At 70.5% G+C, this 18,237-nt stretch carries 17 protein-coding genes and 1 tRNA gene; 2 read left to right on the top strand and 16 right to left on the bottom strand.

Annotated features, from left to right (window positions below; genetic code table 11):
- Positions 1 to 57 precede the first annotated feature (57 nt).
- The 3 genes from QBE02_RS14165 to rplK form a co-directional block, all read right to left on the bottom strand.
- Entirely contained in the window at positions 58 to 861 is an 804-nt protein-coding gene (locus QBE02_RS14165; RefSeq protein ID WP_279366291.1) for an amino acid ABC transporter substrate-binding protein, read from the bottom strand.
- A gap of 204 nt (positions 862 to 1,065) precedes the next feature.
- Positions 1,066 to 1,758, bottom strand: coding sequence for a 50S ribosomal protein L1 (gene rplA / locus QBE02_RS14160; protein WP_056230364.1), 693 nt, complete (start codon positions 1,756 to 1,758; stop codon positions 1,066 to 1,068).
- An 11-nt stretch (positions 1,759 to 1,769) separates the two neighbouring features.
- Positions 1,770 to 2,201, bottom strand: coding sequence for a 50S ribosomal protein L11 (gene rplK, locus QBE02_RS14155; RefSeq protein ID WP_013585556.1), 432 nt, complete (start codon positions 2,199 to 2,201; stop codon positions 1,770 to 1,772).
- Positions 2,202 to 2,552: 351 nt separating this feature from the next.
- On the opposite strand from rplK, the gene QBE02_RS14150 reads away from it, so the two are divergent.
- A complete protein-coding gene (locus QBE02_RS14150) occupies positions 2,553 to 3,512 on the top strand; it encodes a hypothetical protein (protein WP_279366290.1) in 960 nt (319 codons plus the stop codon).
- A gap of 214 nt (positions 3,513 to 3,726) precedes the next feature.
- Here the strand turns inward: QBE02_RS14150 and nusG are convergent, their stop codons facing one another.
- From nusG to gabT, 8 genes are all read right to left on the bottom strand, one after another.
- Entirely contained in the window at positions 3,727 to 4,851 is a 1,125-nt protein-coding gene (gene nusG / locus QBE02_RS14145) for a transcription termination/antitermination protein NusG (RefSeq protein ID WP_279366289.1), read from the bottom strand.
- Positions 4,852 to 4,911: 60 nt separating this feature from the next.
- Complete coding sequence (gene secE / locus QBE02_RS14140; RefSeq protein ID WP_056230372.1) at positions 4,912 to 5,187, bottom strand: preprotein translocase subunit SecE; 276 nt, start codon at positions 5,185 to 5,187, stop codon at positions 4,912 to 4,914.
- Positions 5,188 to 5,229: 42 nt separating this feature from the next.
- Positions 5,230 to 5,302, bottom strand: a tRNA-Trp gene (locus QBE02_RS14135).
- A 229-nt stretch (positions 5,303 to 5,531) separates the two neighbouring features.
- The gene (locus QBE02_RS14130; RefSeq protein ID WP_279366288.1) at positions 5,532 to 6,893 is read right to left on the bottom strand and encodes an NAD-dependent succinate-semialdehyde dehydrogenase; all 1,362 of its coding nucleotides are present in this window, start codon (positions 6,891 to 6,893) and stop codon (positions 5,532 to 5,534) included.
- 22 nt (positions 6,894 to 6,915) lie between these two features.
- Positions 6,916 to 8,478 carry an APC family permease gene (locus tag QBE02_RS14125; protein WP_279366287.1) on the bottom strand — a complete coding sequence of 521 codons (1,563 nt, stop codon included), beginning with the start codon at positions 8,476 to 8,478 and terminating at the stop codon, positions 6,916 to 6,918.
- On the bottom strand, positions 8,475 to 9,347 hold the full coding sequence (locus tag QBE02_RS14120) for a universal stress protein (RefSeq protein WP_279366286.1): 873 nt from the start codon (positions 9,345 to 9,347) through the stop codon (positions 8,475 to 8,477). Before QBE02_RS14120 ends, QBE02_RS14125 begins: the two co-directional genes overlap by 4 nt.
- Entirely contained in the window at positions 9,344 to 10,804 is a 1,461-nt protein-coding gene (locus QBE02_RS14115) for a flavin monoamine oxidase family protein (protein ID WP_279366285.1), read from the bottom strand. Before QBE02_RS14115 ends, QBE02_RS14120 begins: the two co-directional genes overlap by 4 nt.
- A 93-nt stretch (positions 10,805 to 10,897) precedes the next feature.
- Positions 10,898 to 12,247: a 4-aminobutyrate--2-oxoglutarate transaminase gene (gene gabT / locus QBE02_RS14110; protein WP_279366284.1), complete on the bottom strand. Its 1,350-nt coding sequence runs from the start codon at positions 12,245 to 12,247 to the stop codon at positions 10,898 to 10,900.
- Between the two features lie 92 nt (positions 12,248 to 12,339).
- Between gabT and QBE02_RS14105 the strand changes: the two genes are divergently transcribed.
- Positions 12,340 to 13,869, top strand: a complete 1,530-nt coding sequence (locus tag QBE02_RS14105) for a PucR family transcriptional regulator (RefSeq protein ID WP_279366283.1) — start codon at positions 12,340 to 12,342, stop codon at positions 13,867 to 13,869.
- A 122-nt stretch (positions 13,870 to 13,991) separates the two neighbouring features.
- Here QBE02_RS14105 and QBE02_RS14100 read toward each other — a convergent pair whose 3' ends face one another.
- From QBE02_RS14100 to QBE02_RS14080, 5 genes are read right to left on the bottom strand one after another with little or no spacing between them, the layout of a single operon-like run.
- Complete coding sequence (locus tag QBE02_RS14100; RefSeq protein WP_279366282.1) at positions 13,992 to 14,840, bottom strand: MurR/RpiR family transcriptional regulator; 849 nt, start codon at positions 14,838 to 14,840, stop codon at positions 13,992 to 13,994.
- Positions 14,830 to 15,654, bottom strand: a complete 825-nt coding sequence (gene phnE, locus QBE02_RS14095) for a phosphonate ABC transporter, permease protein PhnE (protein WP_279366281.1) — start codon at positions 15,652 to 15,654, stop codon at positions 14,830 to 14,832. The genes QBE02_RS14100 and phnE (QBE02_RS14095) overlap by 11 nt, the downstream gene beginning before the upstream one ends.
- A complete protein-coding gene (gene phnE / locus QBE02_RS14090) occupies positions 15,651 to 16,445 on the bottom strand; it encodes a phosphonate ABC transporter, permease protein PhnE (protein ID WP_279366280.1) in 795 nt (264 codons plus the stop codon). The genes phnE (QBE02_RS14095) and phnE (QBE02_RS14090) overlap by 4 nt, the downstream gene beginning before the upstream one ends.
- Positions 16,442 to 17,260, bottom strand: coding sequence for a phosphonate ABC transporter ATP-binding protein (gene phnC, locus QBE02_RS14085; RefSeq protein ID WP_279366279.1), 819 nt, complete (start codon positions 17,258 to 17,260; stop codon positions 16,442 to 16,444). Before phnC ends, phnE (QBE02_RS14090) begins: the two co-directional genes overlap by 4 nt.
- Positions 17,257 to 18,234 (bottom strand): phosphate/phosphite/phosphonate ABC transporter substrate-binding protein, encoded by a 978-nt coding sequence (locus QBE02_RS14080; protein WP_279366278.1) that lies wholly within the window; start codon positions 18,232 to 18,234, stop codon positions 17,257 to 17,259. The genes phnC and QBE02_RS14080 overlap by 4 nt, the downstream gene beginning before the upstream one ends.
- Between the last annotated feature and the right edge of the window lie 3 nt (positions 18,235 to 18,237).

Genomic DNA, 18,237 nt, shown 5'->3' with positions numbered 1-18,237 from the left:
CCGCCTCCCACGCTACGGCGGGAAGGCGGATGATCCGCGGGGGTTTACTCCGAGGGGTTACTTCGTGACGTCGGCCCCGAAGTATTTGTCGCTGATCGACGCGAGGGTTCCATCGGCGCGCAGTTCGTCGAGTGCACCGTCGACGGCATCCGCCAGCTTGTCCTGACCCTTCTTGAACGCGAAGGCGCTCTCGGAGGAGTCCTCCGTGGTCGCCGCGATCTTCAGGCCCGTGGGGCTGTTCGTCTTCTCGTAGTCGAGGTAGGTCAGCTGGTCGTTGACCGTGGCGTCCACGCGACCCTGCTTGAGCAGGGCGACCGCCTGGGCCCAGCCCTCGACGGCCTCGACCTGGGCGCCGCTCGAGGTGGCGAGTTCGTACCAGTTGCTCGTGAGCGACTGGGCGGTGGTCTTGCCCGACAGATCGGCGAAGCTCGAGATGGCGCTGTCGCTGTCGGTGGTCACGATGACACCCCGCGAGACGGTGTACGGCGAGCTGAAGGTGTACTTCTCCTGGCGCTCGGGGTTGATCGAGACCTGGTTGGCGATGACGTCGAAGCGACCGGCGTCGAGGCCCGCGAAGATCGCGTCCCACTGGGTCTCCTGGAACTTCACCTGCAGGCCGAGCTTGTCGGCGACCGCCTTCGCGATCTCGACGTCGAAGCCCGTCAGCTCCCCCGCGCCCTCGTGGTACGAGAAGGGACGGTAGGTCCCCTCGGTGGCCACGGTCAGCGTGCCGCCCGAGACGAGGCCGAAGTCCGCTCCCGCGTCGGGGTTCGCTGCGGTGGAGCCGCCGCTGCAGGCGGTCAGAGCGAGGGCGCTCAGACCCAGGGTGGCGGCGAGGACGGTCAGACGGCGACGGGGCATGGCTGTTCCAGACGTGTGTGATGTGGGGACCGCGCGGTGCGGGCGCGGGAGTGTCGGCGCGAAGGGCGCCCTCCAGCACAACACGATCGGGCGCACGGACCTTCCCGCATGACGCCGTGTTGCACGATCGTGCAGGCGCGGCGCCCCTCGGACACGCGAAAACCCCGCCGGCACAGGGCACGGCGGGGTTTTCGGTGACGGATGTCAGACGATGACGTTGACGTCCAGCGGGATGCCGGGGCCGAACGTGGTCGACACGGCGCCCTTCTGGATGTAACGACCCTTCGAGCTCGAGGGCTTGAGGCGGACGATCTCCTCGAGAGCGGCGGCGAGGTTCTCGTCGAGCTGCTCAGCGGTGAACGACGCCTTGCCGACGACGAAGTGCACGTTGGCGTGCTTGTCGACGCGGAACTCGATCTTTCCGCCCTTGATCTCCTCGACGGCCTTGGCCGGGTTGGGGGTCACGGTGCCGGTCTTGGGGTTCGGCATGAGGCCGCGGGGTCCGAGGACCTTGCCGAGGCGACCGACCTGGCCCATGAGCTCGGGGGTCGAGACGGCGGCGTCGAACGACGTGTAGCCGGCCGCGACCTTCTCGATGAGCTCGGCTCCACCGACCTCGTCGGCGCCGGCGGCGAGAGCCGCCTCGGCCGCGGGGCCGTTGGCGAAGACGATGACGCGCGCGGTCTTACCCGTGCCGTGGGGGAGGATGACCGTGCCGCGGACCATCTGGTCGGCCTTACGGGGGTCGACCGAAAGCTTCAGCGCGACCTCGACGGTCGAGTCGAACTTCTTCGAGCCGGTCTCCTTCGCGAGGGCGACGGCCTCGGTCGGGGTGTAGAACGTGTCGGCCGCGATCTTCTCAGCAGCGGCGCGGAATGCCTTGGACTTGGTAGCCATTGTTATCTCCCTCAGTCCTCGACCGTGATGCCCATGGAACGGGCGGTGCCGGCGATGATCTTCGAGGCGGCCTCGATGTCGTTCGCGTTCAGGTCGGGCTGCTTCGTGGTGGCGATCTCGCGAACCTGGTCCTTGGTGAGCTTGCCCACCTTGACCGTGTGCGGCGTGGACGAGCCCTTGGCCAGTCCGGCTGCCTTCTTGATGAGCTCCGCCGCCGGCGGGGTCTTCAGGATGAAGGTGAAGCTGCGGTCTTCGTAGACCGTGATCTCAACGGGGATGACGTTGCCGCGCTGGGCTTCGGTCGCCGCGTTGTAGGCCTTGCAGAACTCCATGATGTTGACGCCGTGCTGACCGAGCGCCGGACCGATCGGCGGCGCGGGGTTGGCCGCGCCCGCCTTGATCTGGAGCTTGATCAGGCCGGTCACCTTTTTCTTGGGTGCCATATCCTTTTCCTCTCTCGAGCGGGGGCCTCGCGGCTCCCTCTCTCCCGCACATCCGGCGGTTCCGGACAGCGGTCGTTGCGCACTGACGCACGCAACCTTGCCATTGTACGCGACGCCGGGCGTTTCGGCATCCCTCGCCCTCCCTCCCTCCCCCGCTCCCCCGCTCCCGCGCCCCCGCGCCCCCGCGCTCCCCCACCGCCATCCCACTCCCACCATCGCGATAAACGCTGATTCTCCCCAGACACGCTGAGGCGCGGAGTGCCTCGAGAGGCGCGGCGTTTATCAGGGCGAGCAAGGGGGTTATCCACAGCCGGGCTCGGCGCGGCGCGGCATCCTGGCACCCTCGGGGGTATGACCCCTGCGGCCCCCGCTCTGGCCCCACCGCCCGCCTCGCTCATCGCCGCGGGGAACGCCGTGCTCCTCGGCACGCATCCCTCGGTGGATGCCACCCTTCACCGCGTCCGCCCCGGCGTCCACGCCCCAGCACAGGCCTGGGACGACCTGACCCCGTGGAGCCGTTACCTGCTTCGCGTCCTCGCGCTGCACCTCATCAGGCCCGGGGGTGTTTTCTCGCACGAGTCCGCGGCGGCTCTGATGGGACTGCCGCTCTTCGGCCACCCGCGGCACCTGCACCTCTTCGACGCGCGGAGGGACAGGTCGCTGTCGTACGGCGACGTGCGCGTTCACACCAGCGCCGACCCCCGACGGACACAGACTGTCGCCGGCATCCATCTGACATCGGTCGCCGACACGGTGATCGACCTCGGACGAGTCCTCCCACCGGCGTTCGGATTGGCGGTGGCGGACGCCGCCATGCGCCGGTTCGGCGTCACCGAGGACCGACTGCGGGCCGTGTTCGAACACCGGCGCGATGGGCGTGGCCGAAAGCGCGTGAGCTGGCTCCTCGATCGCGCATCGCCCGTCGCCGAGTCGGTCGGCGAGTCGCTGAGTCGCGCGGTCATCGAGTGGTGTGGCTTCCCCTCCCCGGTGCTTCAGCACGAGCACCGGATCGAGGGGCGGCTCTACCGCTCGGACTTCTGCTGGCCCCACGAGCGGGTCGTCGGCGAATCCGACGGCTGGCAGAAGTACGAGGCGAACGATCCGGCGGGGTCGCGGGACGCCCTGCGCGAAGAGAAACGGCGAGAGGATGCACTCCGGCGAGACGGGTGGAGGGTGGCACGCTGGGACTACGCGGCGACTCTCGGGGTGAGCGGCATCCGCGATGCCCTCCGCCTCGCGGGCCTGTCCGCCGTGCGAACGCCGGATGCCGCGCAGCTGCGCGCCGTGGCGCGAAACCCTCGCTCCGACTGACAGCCGCACAACCTCCTCATCAACCGATAAACGCCGATCGTCGCGAAACACGGCGCCACACACCGTGTCTCGGGAGAAACCGCGTTTATCAGTGAGGGCGCGGGAGCCACGGTGGGGTGGGAGCGCAGGAGCGACGGCGGGGCGGGACCGCGGGAGCGACGAACGCCCCGCAGGCCGGAGCCGTGCGGGGCGTTCGCGAGAGACGCGGGTGGCGTCAGATCATCTTGGTGACCTGGTCGAACGACAGCTCGACCGGAGTCTCGCGCTCGAAGAGCGACACCAGCACCGTGAGCTTGCCGCTCTCGGGCTTGATCTCGCTGATCGTGCCGGGCAGGCCCGCGAACGAGCCTTCCTTGATCGTGATGGTCTCGCCGGTCTCGAAGTCGACCTCGGCGGGGATGACGCGGGCCGTGGTGGCCGAGCCCTTGGCCGCGGCACCCTTGACGGGAGCGGACTCCTTGACCTCGACGAGGCTCTTCAGCATGTTGAAGGCCTCTTCGAAACGCAGCGGCGTCGGGTTGTGGGCGTTGCCCACGAAGCCGGTGACACCGGGGGTGTGACGGACGACCGACCAGGTGTCTTCGTTGAGGTCCATGCGCACCAGCACGTAGCCGGGGATGCGCACGCGGTTGACCATCTTGCGCTGGCCGTTCTTGATCTCGACGACGTCCTCCATGGGGACCTCGACCTGGTAGATGTCGTCCTCGACCTCGAGCGTCGACTTGCGCTGCTCGATGTTGGCCTTCACCTTGCGCTCGAAACCGGCGTAGGAGTGGATGACGAACCACTTGCCCGGGAGCGAGCGCAGCTCGGCGCGGAACGCCTCGTACGGGTCGGCGTCCTCGTCGGTCTCGTCGGCGTCGACATCGGTCGCGGCGTCGGCCGGCGACTCGGCTACCTCGGCCTCGTCGACGACGGATGCCGCGGCGGAGACCTCGTCGACGAAGTCCCCGTCGAGCACGGGAGCGTCGGGCTCGCCGTTGACGTCGGGGCCGTCGTAGGGGGTGACCTCGTCGGCAGCCTCGGCGGCCTCTTCGGCCTGCTCCTCGGCGAGGGCGTCGGTGAGGACCTCGGCGGCGGCCTCGGCCTCGCTGGTCTCGTCGATCTCGAGAGCGTCGTTCACGATCGCGTCCGCCTCCGGGTCGGTGATGTCGATGTCGCCGAGGTCGGCGTCGTCGGTGTCGGTCTCGTCGTCGACGATGTGGACGGCCGTGTGCTCGGCCGAGTCGGAGGCGCGCTCCTGGGACTCGAGCACGTTGCCCTCCTGGGCTTCGTCGTCCTCGCTGGACTGCTCAGCGGCCGTCGCCCAGTCGGCGTCGTCGACATATCTTTCAGACACTGTGATCTCTTCCGTTCAGTGGCGGCCGCTCCTGGCGCCGCGCGTCCGCCCAGACGCCGGTCAGGCGCCGGCGGTACCGGGGACGCCGAAGACGGCGGTGGTGATCCACACGAACAACACGTCGAGGCCGTAGACGATCGCCATCATGACGACGACGAACCCGAGGACGACGGCGGTGAACTTGATCAGCTCCTGCCGCGTCGGCGTGACGACCTTGCGCAGTTCCGCGAAGACCTGACGAATGAAGAGGGCGATCCGCGCGAAGAAGTTGAGCTTCTTCTCGCGGGGCGCGCCGCGCTCAGCGACGATCTCGCCCTTCGCCTCGTCCTGCGTCATCGAACCACCTAGGTCTGTGTCTGTGCCAGCGTGCGCTGTGCGCAGGGCGGACAGGAATCGAACCTGCAACCTGCGGTTTTGGAGACCGCTGCTCTGCCAATTGAGCTACCGCCCTAAGATCCCGAGGGATCCAGGATTCGAAACCGACCCTCTTTCCGCCTGGAATCCCTCGGGGAGGGATGCCACGTGCCCGGGGGCACGGCGAAAGAATGCAGATTTCGACTGCACTCCCCAGTCTATGTCATGTCCTCCGGGCTGGCGAACCGAGGCCGCTCGAGGGACACCGCGCGCAGGAGAGTCGGCGTCTCCCGACACGAAGGACCGTGTCGGGAGACGCCCGGGAATCACGCCGTGCGGATGAGCTTCTTGTTGACGAACTCGTCGGCCGCCAGCAGCCCCATCTCGCGCGAGGTGCCGCTGCGCTTGACCCCGCCGAACGGCAGCTCGGGCGAGTCGGCGAGGACGACGTTGACGTAGACCATGCCGGCCTCGATGCGATCCGCGATGCGCTCAGCCTGCTCGGCATCCGTCGTGAACACGTACGAGCCGAGGCCGTAGCCGGTGTCGTTCGCGAGATCGACGGCCTCGTCCTCGCTCGAGACGCGGTAGACGGTACCGACGGGCCCGAAGAACTCCTCGCCGTACGCGTCCATCTCGCTCGTGACGCCCGTGAGGACGGTCCCGGGGAAGAAGGCGCCGTCGCGAGTTCCGCCGACCTCCACGGTCGCCCCCTGGGCCACCGCGCGCTGCACCTGCTCGTCGAGGCGCTCCGCCGCTGCGAGGGAGGACAGAGGGCCGAGCACGGTGTCGTCGGCGAAGGGGTCGCCGACCTTCGCCTCGCCCAGCGCCGCCGTGAACTTCTCGAGGAAGGCGTCGTAGAGCTCGTCGATCACGATGAAACGCTTGGCGCCGTTGCACGACTGCCCGTTGTTGTCGAGGCGCGCGTCGACGGCCGACTGCACAGCGGCATCCAGATCATCCGTCGACAGCAGGATGAAGGGGTCGGACCCGCCGAGCTCGAGCGCGACCTTCTTGAGGTTGCGGCCCGCGATCTCGGCGACGGCCGCACCCGCGCGCTCGGAACCCGTGACCGAGACGCCCTGGACGCGACGGTCGGCGATGATGGTCGCCGCCTGGTCGTTGGTCGCGCGGATGTTCACGTACGCGCCCTCGGGGAGCCCGGCGTCGCGGTAGATCGCCTGGAGCGCCTCGGCCGACTCGGGGCATTGCGGCGCGTGCTTGAGGAGGATGGTGTTGCCGACAGCGAGGTTCGGGGCGGCGAACCGGGCGACCTGGTAGTACGGGAAGTTCCACGGCATGATGCCGAGCAGCACGCCCAGCGGCGAACGGCGGATGACCGCGGTGCCCTCGCCCAGGATGTCGAGGGGGCTGTCGCCCGTGATCTTGTCGATGTTGTCGGCGTAGTACTCGGTGATGTCGGCGGCGAAGTCGACCTCGCCGAGGGCGGCCTCGAGCGGCTTGCCCATCTCGCGCACGATGATCGCGGCGAGATCGTCACGCCGATCACGGTGCAGCTGAGCGACGTGGCGCAGGGCCTCGGCGCGCTCGGCCGGGGCGGTGCGCGACCAGACGCGGTACCCGTCGTGGGCGGAGGCGATGGCCTCTTCCACCCCGGAATCGCTCAGCGTGTCGTACTCGGCGAGGGTCTCACCGGTGGCGGGATTGACGACGGCGTAGTCGCTCATGGTGCTCCTTTTCGTTTCGTTGTCAGGACGTGATGCGGCGGCGGCGGGCGCTGGCGGGCGCTTCGCGACCCAGGGTCTCACCCCGGAAGAAGCCGGGGCTGGCGATGCGCTGCGCGATCATGAGGACGAGGCCCGCGACGATGATGACGACCGTGATCACGAACACGAGGCCCACACCGCCGATCTCCGAGCCCGAGCCGTAGTCGGGGCTGGCGCTGTCGATGAGGGTGGTCACGAACAGCACCGCGAGGATCACCCCGCCCACGAGGGGCGCGAGCAGCGTCAGGAGGACGTTGCGCACCGAGTCGAACCACTGCTTGCGGAAGTACCAGACGCACGCGAACGCGGTGAGCCCGTAGTAGAAGCAGATCATCGCGCCGAGGGCCGTGATCGTGTCGGTCAGCACGTTCTCGCTCAGCACGCGCATGACCGCGTAGAACACCGAGGCGACGATCGCCGAGACGATGGTGGCGTAGCCGGGGGTGAAGAAGCGCGGGCTGACCGTGGCGAACTTCTGGGGAAGAGCGTCGTAGTGCGCCATGGCCAGGAGCGTGCGCGCCGGGCCCACGAAGGTCGCCTGCAGCGAGGATGCCGAGCTGGTGAGCACCGCGAGCGAGACGAGGAACGCGAGCGGCCCGAGAATCGGCCCCGACAGGTGGAAGAAGACGTTCTCCTGGATGTCCTCGTTGCCGAGGCCCAGCTCCCCCGTGCCGTTGCCGGCGAACATCAGCAGCGCGACGGCGATGAGCAGGTACAGCGCCACGATGAGGAACACCGTCACGGTGGCGGCCCGACCGGGCGTCTTGTCGGGGTCCTTCGTCTCTTCGTTCATGGTAAGGATGACGTCCCATCCCCAGAAGATGAAGATCGACAGCGAGAGCCCGGCGGCGAACGCGCTGAACGAGTCGACCTCGAAGGGGTTGAACCACGACAGCTGCACCGGGCTCGCATCGAACGCGTTGCCGTTCATCATCTCGACGACCGCGGCGCCGGCGAAGACGAGCAGCACCAGGATCTGGAAACCGACGAGACCGTACTGCAGACGCTGCGTGGTCTGCAGGTCGCGGTACGACACGATCGTCGCCAGCAGCATGAACAGCAGGCACACCGCGATGTTGATCGGGACGACCCGCGTGAGCTCGGCGATCTCGGGGTTGCCCGTGACCTGTGCGATCAGCAGGAACAGGAAGTCGACGGCGATGCCGGCCAGGTTCGACAGCACGATGACCGTGGCGGCGATCAGGCCCCACCCGGCCATCCACCCGACCCAGGGGCCGAAGGCGCGAGCCGCCCAGGTGAAGGAGGTGCCGGCATCCGGCATCCGCGAATTCAGTTCTCGATAGCCGAGGGCCACCAGCAGCATCGGGATGAACCCGACGAGGATGATCGCCGGCACCTGGAAGCCGACCGCCGAGACGGTCGGGCCGAGCGCTCCGGTGAGCGTGTAGGCGGGCGCGATGGTCGAGATGCCGATGACGACGGCGCCGATCATGCCGATCGAGCCGACGCGGAGTCCCTTGTTGGAGATGCCGGTGGTGACGGCGCTGTCGGGTGCGGGGCTCGCGTCGTTGCGAGGGGTGGTCATGAGGAAGCCTCCGAGGTGCGGGGCACCACGATCATGGGGACGGGAAGGGCGCGCAGGATGCGCCCGGCGGTGGAACCGAGGAACAGGCGACGCGGTTGCGCGAGACGGCTCGAGCCGACCAGGGCGACTTCGCCCGGCAGCCAGTCGATGCGAGAGACCGCGTCCTCGATGTCGGATCCGGCACCGACCAGGGCCTCGGCCTCGATCTCGGCGGGGAGGGCGGCGCGGACGGACTCCAGCACGCTCTCGGCGTGGGCCTGACCGGTCAGCCGGGTCAGCGACGCGTCGACGCGCCCCGGAAGATCAATGCCCGCGAGCGAGAGCAGTCGCAGCGGTGCCTTCGCCCGGCGGGAGACGGATGCCGCCGTCTCGAGCAGGACGTCCGCCCCGGGGCGCGTGCCGATCGCGGCGGTGACGCGCGGGAGCCCCACCCCCGGGTCGACGTCGCGCGCGCCCTCGGGGGCGAGGGCAACCGGGACGGGCGCTGAATGCACGAGCTCTTCGGCGGTGGTGCCGAGGCGGTGTCGACCGCGCGGCCCTCCCCCGCCGGTACCGACGACGATCACGCCGGCGTCGAACTCCTCGGCGGCGGCGACGAGACCGTCCGACACCGCCTGCGCGAAGCGGACGTGACCGCGGATGCCGGGGTACGGAGCCACGGCCTCGCGCAACCAGCCGCGGGCGGTGTCCTGCACGAGCCGCTCGTAGCCGGCATCGGTCGGGATCGAGACGTTGTTCTCGGCGGAGGGCAGCACGACCACCGCGTGTACGGAGGCGTCGAGGGCCGCGCCCAGACGCGCCCCGAGCGCGAGGGCGTCGGCACCCGCGTCGGTCGCGGTGTACCCGACGACCACGCGGCGCGCGGTCATCCGCGCGTCCGCTCGAGGATCTCCGTGGCGGCGCGGCGGCCCTGACGGATGGCGCCGTCGACGTGCTGGAACCCGGCACCGGCCATGTCGCTGCACGCGAGGTGGATCGCGCCGACGGGCTCGCGGAGGTCGGCACCGTAGCGGTGCAGACCGCCCATGTCGAAGCTCGCGGCGTACGCCCCGCGGGTCCACTCCTCAGTGCCCCAGTCGCTCTCGTAGTAGACGACGGGGTTCTTCGCTTCGGGGCCGTAGTAGTGCGACAGCGACTCGAGGATGCGCTCGCGGCGCTCCTCGGCGCTGAGCCGGAACAGGTCGTCGGCGTTGTGGTCCGAGACGAAGCCCACGAGGGTTCCGCGCTCGTCGCCGTGGTTGGTGTTGTCGTAGGCCTCGTGGGCGAGCTCGTAGGGGCTGAAGGCGGTGCCCGACAGGCCTTTCTCGCGCCAGAACGGCTTCTCGTAGACGGCGTGCACCTTGATGACGAAGCCCATGGAGATGTGCTGGTGCATCTGATGCTGCAGGCGCGGCAGCGGGGGCTCGAACGAGATGCGCGAGTACAGCACCGGTGCGAGGGCGAGGATCGCGAAGCGCGCGCGGACCGTCACGCCGTCGGCGATCACGGTGACGCCGTCGGTCGAGGACTTCGCCGCATCGACGCGCGCGGTCAGGGCGCGCAGGTCGTCGACCCGCTGCCCCGTCGCGCTGTCGGCGGAGCGAGCGGGCGTCGGCGCCTCGGCACCCCAGACGATGCGGCGCACCGGCTGGTTGAGGATGACGTCGTCGCCCAGACGCTCGGCGAGCAGCTCGGGCACCTGCTGGAGACCGCCGACCACGCGCTTGTCGAGGATGAAGTCGGCGTCGACGAGGTTCGAGTACGAGCCCGCGGATGCCGCCATGTGCAGCGATTGCAGCAGCGAGAACGTGTGCGTGGGCTTGGTGAGCATCGCCGAGCCCGTGGCGAACGCGAGGTTGCGGATCGCCTCGTCGTCGTCGGTCTGCTGGCGGAGCCACGCGTCCCACGAGATCGCATCCCACTCCGCGGCTCGGGGGTGCGCCCACGGCCGGTCGGGGTCGATCTCGGCGACCATGGCGTCGAGGCGCGCGGTGACCTCGTCGATGACCTTCTCGGTGTCGGGCGCGACCGGGAACATCTCGCCCGTGAACCGCTTCGCCTCACCGTCGGGACCGACGTACACGCTGTCACCCTCGCGGTAGCGGCTGTACAGGGGCAGGCCGAGGTCGGCGGCGGTGTCGATGAGGGCCTGCTGGTCGGGCGAGACCCACTGGCCGCCGAGCTCGAGCATGGCTCCGTCGATGACGTCGGTCCAGAGGCGACCGCCGACGCGGTCGCGAGCCTCGAGCACGACGACCGAGAGGCCGGCCTTGCGCAGGTCGTTTGCGGCGGTGAGGCCGGCGGCGCCGGCTCCGATGACGACCACGTCGCGGGTGATCTCGTCCATGAAAGCGTCCTTACTTGTCGTGCGTCTGTGCGAACTCGGAGTGGCCCCGACGGCGGCGGGCTCTCGGGTCTTCCGCCGCCGTCGGGACGGCTGTCAGCTGCGGGCCAGGGCCGCGGCGACGACGTCGAGACCCTCGGTCAGCAGGTCGTCGCCGATCGACAGCGGCGGCAGGAACCGGATGACGTTGCCGTAGGTGCCGCAGGTGAGCACGATCACGCCCTCGGCGATGGCGGCCTTGGCCACCGCGGAAGTGAGGGCCGCGTCCGGCGCACCGGTGGCGGGGTCGACGAACTCGGCGGCGATCATCGCGCCGTGGCCGCGGACGTCGCCGATGCGCGGGTCGCTCTGCTGCATCTCGCGCAGGCGGCCGAGCAGCAGCTCGCCAATCTCGCGGGCGCGCTCGACGAACCCTTCGTTCTCGAAGGCGTCGATCGAGGCCAGCGCGGCGGCGCAGGCGATCGGGTTTCCGCCGTAGGTGCCGCCGAGGCCGCCGGTGTGCGTGGCGTCCATGATCTCGGCGCGGCCCGTGACCGCCGCGAGCGGCAGACCGCCGGCGATGCCCTTGGCGGTGGTGACGAGGTCGGGGACGATGCCGAAGTGCTCGCTCGCGAACATCGCGCCGGTGCGGGCGAAGCCCGACTGCACCTCGTCGGCGATGAAGACGACGCCGTTGTCACGGCACCAGTTGACGATCGCGTTGAGGAAGCCGTCGGCGGGGACGATGAAGCCGCCCTCGCCCTGGATGGGCTCGATGATGACCGCCGCGAGGTTCTCGGCGCCGACCTGCTTCTCGATCAGCGAGATGGCCTTGGCCGCGGCATCCGGTCCCGAGAGTCCGTCACGGAACGGGTACGACAGCGGAGCGCGGTAGACCTCGGCGGCGAAGGGTCCGAAGCCGCTCTTGTACGGCATGTTCTTGGCCGTCAGCGCCATCGTGAGGTTGGTGCGGCCGTGGTAGGCGTGGTCGAACGCGACGACGGCCTGACGACCGGTGAACTTGCGGGCGATCTTGACGGCGTTCTCGACCGCCTCGGCGCCGGAGTTGAACAGCGCGCTCTTCTTGGCGTGGTCGCCGGGGGTGAGGCGGTTGAGCGCCTCGGCGACCGAGACGTACGAGTCGTACGGCGAGATCATGAAGCAGGTGTGGGTGAACGCCGCCACCTGATCCTGCACGGCCTTCACGACCGCGGGGTGGGCGTTGCCGACGCTGGTCACGGCGATGCCCGAGCCGAGGTCGATGAGCGAGTTGCCGTCGGCGTCGACGACGACTCCCCCACCGGCGGCGACGGCCTGGATCGGCACGGTGTGGCCGACTCCGGATGCCACGGCGGCGGCCTTGCGCTCGAGGAGCTCCTGCGAGCGCGGGCCGGGGATGGCGGTGACGAGGCGGCGCTCCTGCGGAAGGGTCGGACCGCCGACGAGGGGAAGGGTGTCGAGGCTCATGGCGGCGATGCTACGGACGCCGCGCCGCGCCGCGCACTCTCCCCCCTGTACAGTCGCAGGCACTGCCGTATACGAGTCGTACAGGAGCTGACATGGTCGACACCGCCGTCGCGCCGCCGAGTCTGCGCGCCCTCCTCGCGCGCCGTGACCTGCGACTGCGCCTCGTCGCCGGCGAGGACGAACTCCCGGCCGGGAGCATCGATCGCCCCGTGCGGTGGGTGCACTCCAGCGACCTCGTCGACCCCACCCCGTTCCTCAGCGAGGGGCTCGTCCTGCTGACGACGGGGACGCAGTTCGCCGATACGGACGACTACACCGCGTACGTGTCGCGGCTGCTCGCCCGGGGCGTTCGAGCCCTGGGTTTCGGCACCGAGGTCGTGCGCGACGGCATCCCGGTGGGCCTCGCCGCGGCCTGCCTCGCTGCGGGCATGCCGTTGTTCGAAGTTCCCTACCGCACCCCCTTCATCGCCGTGGCCCGCGCCGGCGCCGAGGCGATCGCCGCCGAGTCCTACGCGCGGCGCAGTTGGTCTCTCGCGGCGCAGCGCGCGGTCTCGCTCGCCGCCCTGCGCCCCGACGGCCTCTCGGCGACGCTCGCCGAACTCTCGCGCCAGCTGGGCTGCTGGGTCGGCCTCTTCGACGCGGCCGGCACCCTGAGCACCGAGCACCCGGCGGGTGGACTCGGCGCGCCCGCCCTCGACGTCGTCGCCGCCGAGGTCACGACGATGCTCCGCCGCGGCACGCGCGCGGCCTCCACCGTGCGCCCGAACGACACCTCGGTGAGCCTGCAGACCCTGGGCCGCGGCGGGCACCTGCGCGGCGTGCTCGCGCTCACGGCCGACGACCTCGACCACGAGGCGCGCAGCGTCGTGACCGCCGTGGTCGCGATGGCCGCCCTCGCCCTCGAGCAGCAGGACGGTCTCGGCCGGGCCATCGGCACCTTCCGCGCCGGTCTCGTGCAGTCGCTCGCGACCGACGATCCCGCGCTGGCCCGACGCGCGGGCCGCGATCTGTTCGGCCCGCTGCCGACCGCCCCCGTCGTGGTGGCGGTGACGCCCGCGGCATCCACTCGTTCCACCGCCCTCACCGAGTGGCTCGAGCTGCGCGCGCAGGAGCGTCGCGGCGAGATGTTCTTCGGTCGCGGCGACGACGGGCTCGTCATCGTCGTGCCCGCCGCAGCCCGCGACGCGCTGGCCGAGGTCGCCGACCGGTTCGAGATCGTCGTCGGGTGCTCGGCGCCCACCGGCTACGACGCCTTCTCGGCCGCCCTGACCCAGGCGCGCACCGCGCGCGACCGGCTCGCCACTCCCGGCGTCGCCGACTTCGCCGACACCGCGCGCGCGGGACTTCTGGCCGCCCTCGGATCCGAGGCGGCGCGCACCGTCGCCGCGGGTGCCCTGGTTCCGCTGCGGACCTACGACGAGGCGCAGGGGTCCGCGTTGCTCGAGACGCTGGACGCCTGGCTCGCCCACGACTGCTCGCACGAGGCGACCGCGCAGGCCCTCGGCATCCATCGCCACACCGTGCGCGCCCGGGTCGCCCAGGCCGAGCGCGTGCTCGATCGCGACCTGTCGTCGTTCTCTGCGCGCGCCGAGCTGTGGGCGGCGCTGCGGCTGGCCGAATAGCGCGGGCTCCGTCGTGCGGAGCTGACGCCCGATGCGCCGGATGCCGGCACCCCCGGGCCCGCGCGTCGCCCGCCCGATCCGCGCGACGGGGCGACCGCACCGCCGTGACGCGGAAGCGGGTGTCAGCCGGCGTCGCCGAGGTTGTCGGAGAGGATCTCGAGCACGCGCTCGCGAGCGAGGTCGGCGTCGCCTGCGCGGGCGCGGGCCACGGCGTCGACGAACGCCTCCGCGAAGACCGCGTGCGCGATGCGCGAGGTGTGCTCCAGCTCGTCGCGGAACGTCCCGCCCGAGGCGAGGACCAGCGACAGGTCGGCGCGCTCGGTGAGCGGCGAGGCGACGAACGAGGTCAGGGCGATCACTCGCGCCCCGGCCGCGCGTGCAGCCGTGGCCGCGCGCAGGCTCGCCTCGTTCGCCCCCGAACCGCTGACCACGACGCAGACGTCATCGGGCGAGAGGTGGCGCGCGGCGATCTGCTGGCCGATCGGATCGCCCAGGGTCTCGGCCGGGCGCCCCACCGCCGTCAGGCGCATCGCGAGATCCGTTGCGACCGGAGCCGACAACCCGCTCGCCACCACCAGCAGGCGACGGGCCCCCACGACCGCGTCGACGGCGGCACCGACCCCGTCGGCATCCAGCAGGCTGGTGGCCGCGCGCAGATCGTCCGCGATGCGGTCGATGGCGGAGCGGATGCCGCCGAGCACGCCGTCCTGGGCGACCGGGGGCACCACGCGGCGTCCGCGCTCCGCCGCGAGCGCCACCCGCAGCTGCGGGTACCCGCGGTAGCCGAAGGTCTGGCAGGCGCGCACGACGGAGGAGCGACCCACCCCCACGCGGTCGGCGATCTGCTGCGCGGTGAGCTCGATCACGGCATCCGGATCATCGACGATGAGGTCGGCGACCCGGCGCTCGCTCGGCTGCAGCGAGTTGCGGACGGCGGCGATGCGGGCGGTCACGGGGATCTCAGCGGACACGCGGGCCCTCCATGATGCGGCGGCGGATGCGGCCCGAGACCGCGTCGATCGCGACGGTGACGACGACCACGACGATCAACAGCATGCCGACCGTCGCCCACTCACGGTACTGGGTGTACGAGGTGAGCATGTCGCCGATCCCGCCGACGCCGATCAGGCCGAGCACGGCCGAGGCGCGCACGTTGATCTCGAAGCGGTACAGCCAGAACGACAGGAACGTCGGCGAGGCCTGGGGCCACACTCCCCAGCGCAGCACCTGGGCGGTCGAGCCGCCCGCCGCCCGCGCGGCCTCGATGGGGCCGGGGGCGACGTTCTCGACCGCCTCGTAGCCCCACTTGCCGAGGGTGCCGATCCCCCCGATCGCGAGAGCGAGCGCCCCGGTCAGCGGGGTCAGACCGGTGACCGAGAGGATGATGATCGCGAAGACCAGCTCGGGCACGGCTCGCACCAGCGAGAAGACGAAGCGCAGCGCGACCCGCACGGGCGCCGGGCCGAAGCCGCGCGCGGAGACGAGCGAGAGCGGGGTCGCGATCAGGATGCCGAGCACGGTGCCGATCCACGCCATCTCGACGCTGCGCCAGGTCTGCCAGAGCGCCTCGGGCAGCTTCTCCCACGCGGGCGAGAGGAACATCAGCCCGAGGTACCGCACGATCTCGGCGGGGAGCTCGCCCAGGCGCGACCACGTGATGTCGGCCGACCAGAAGGCGGCGATCACAACGACCGTGACGACGACCCACGACAGGGTGCGCAGGGGCTTTCGACGGCGCGGCGGCAGCGCGAGGCTCGCGGGCCGCGAGGGGGCGAGGGCGGTCATACGAGTCTCCGGCGGATCGCGTCGCTGACGGTGTCGAGCACGACGACGATCACGAGGATCTCGACGATGACGAGCGACAGCTGGTCGTAGCGGTAGAAGGTGCGCACGGCGTCGATCAGCAGACCGATGCCGCCGGCCCCCACGAGGCCGAGCACGGTCGAGGCGCGGACGTTGAGCTCGAACACGTACAGCGTCTGCGACACGAACGCGGGCCAGGTGTCGGGCAGAGCGATCGCGCGGTTGATCTGCGTCTGGGTCGCCCCGGCGGCGCGGCCGGCCTCGAGGGGGCCGGCGTCGGTGGCGTCGATCGACTCCGACACGAGCTTGACGATGATGCCGACGTTGAACAGCACGAGCGCCAGGATGCCGGGGAGGGCGCCCACCCCGACCATCGCGACGAGGACCGCCGCGTAGACGAGCTCGGGCACGGCGCGGATCACGTTCAGGATGCCGCGCACCAGCGCCCGCGTCGGAGCGAACGGGTTCGTCGGCCGAGCCGCCCAGAAGCTCACCGGCAGAGAGATCGCCGCCCCGACCGCGGTGCCGATGACCGCCATCTGCAGCGTCTCGAGGATCGGGCCGACCGTGCGCGGGAAGAACGACCAGTCCGGGGTGAGAAGTTCGCCCACCCGCAGCGCGCCCTGCTGCCAGTTGCGCGCGATCGCACCGACGTCGAGGCCCACCCCGACCACCGGCAGGCACATGAACACGGTCACCGCGACGACGACACCCGCGGCGGTCCACGGCATCCATCGCCCCTTCGGACGAGGCGGAACGGTGAGCACGGTCATCGCTCGAGCCTGTCGGCCGCGGTCACCGAGCGTCCGTAGATCTGCGCGAAATCGGCATCGGTGGCGGATGCCGCGGGGCCGTCGTACACGACCTCTCCGGCGCGCATGCCGATCATGCGCGTGCCGTACTCGCGGGCGAGATCCAGCAGGTGCAGGTTGACCAGCACGGTGATGCCGAGGTCGACGTTGATGCGGCGCAGGTCGTCCATCACCCCGCGGGCCGTCGGCGGGTCGAGGCTCGCCACCGGCTCGTCGGCCAGGACGATACGCGGCTGCTGCGTGAGCGCGCGGGCGATCGCGACGCGCTGCTGCTGGCCTCCCGAGAGCGCCGATGCGCGGTCCCAGACCTTCGGCAGCAACCCGACCCGGTCGAGCGCCTCGAAGGCGAGCCGGCGATCCGCGTCACGGTACGCACCGAACAGCGTGCGCCAGAGCGGGGTGTGCGCGAGGCGACCGACCAGCACGTTGTTGAGGACCGTGGTGCGACCGGCGAGGTTGAAACTCTGGAACACCATGCCGATGTGCCCGCGGAGTTCGCGCAGGCGACGCCCCGAGGCGTTGTCGACGCGACGGCCGCCGACCTCGACGACACCGGAGGTCGCGGGCACCAGACCGTTGATGGTGCGGATGAGGGTCGACTTACCCGAGCCCGACAGTCCCACCACGGCGACGAGCTCGCCGGGCGCGATGTCGAGGGTGACGTTCTTCAGTCCCACCGTGCCGTTGGGGTAGCGCACCGAGATCCCGTCGAGACGGATGCCCCAGGGCGCCGAGGCGAGAGCCTCGACGCCCGGGGGGAGCGATCCGGTCGTCACTGGAGTCCGAGCTGCTGGGCGGCGCGCGCGACGACGTCGAGCGACGACGGGTCGGCCGGGGCGAGCTTGGTGATCGAGTAGACGGCCTTCAGAGCGGCGGAGCCCTCGTCGGTCGCGGAGTAGTCGGCGAGCGCCGTCGAGATCTTCTTCTGCAGCTCGGGCGACAGATCCTTCGAGACGGCCACACCGTCGTTGGGGATCTCGTTGGTCAGGCCGAACACGACGACCTTCTGGCCCACGTCGGGCTTGTCCTTCTTCACGAGCGTGCGGGCGTCCCAGAAGCTGAAGCCGACCTCGGCGTCGCCGTTGTAGACCGCCAGGACGGACGCGTCGTTGGCCGTGACCGGCACCTTCTGGAAGCCGCTGTCGATGTCGACGCCGGCCTCCTTCAGCGCGAGCATCGGGTAGATGTACCCCGCGGGCGAGCCGGGTCCGAGCACGGCGACCTTGGCACCGGCGATCTTGGTGATCGAGTCGAGTCCGGCCGGGCCCTTCAGCGCGTCGGCGCCGTTGCAGAAGCTCATGCCGTCGCGCTCGACGACGGGCGTCGAGCAGTACTTGTCGGGGTCGTTCGTCATGAACTGCCCCGGGTAGGTGATGTTGCCGTTGCGCTCGGTCTGCAGCACGACCGAGGCGCCGTAGCGGTCGTTCGCCTGCCACAGCTGCAGCGACGGCAGGAATCCGATCTGCGCCTGACCCGCACCCATCGCCTCGACGGCGGCCTGGTAGTCCTTCGAGACGACGCCCGTGACCGGGATGCCGAGCTTCTCGGTGAGCATGTCGGTGAGGGGCTTCGCGGTGTCGACGAGGTTGGCCTGGTCCTGCGAAGGAACCAGCGCGAGCACGAGAGAGCTCGGGTCGGCGGCGGGGGCGGCCGAGTCGGCGCCGGCGGCACCGGAGCAGCCGGCCAGGGCGATCGAGGCGAGAGCGGCGGTGGCGAAGGCCGCGACGAGACGGGAGCGACGAGTGTTCATGAT

The sequence above is a fragment of the Microbacterium testaceum genome, from assembly GCF_029761935.1.
GTDB lineage: Bacteria > Actinomycetota > Actinomycetes > Actinomycetales > Microbacteriaceae > Microbacterium > Microbacterium testaceum_A.
The sequence above is the reverse complement of the archived record's forward strand: the minus strand, read 5'-3'. Positions and strand labels throughout refer to the sequence as shown.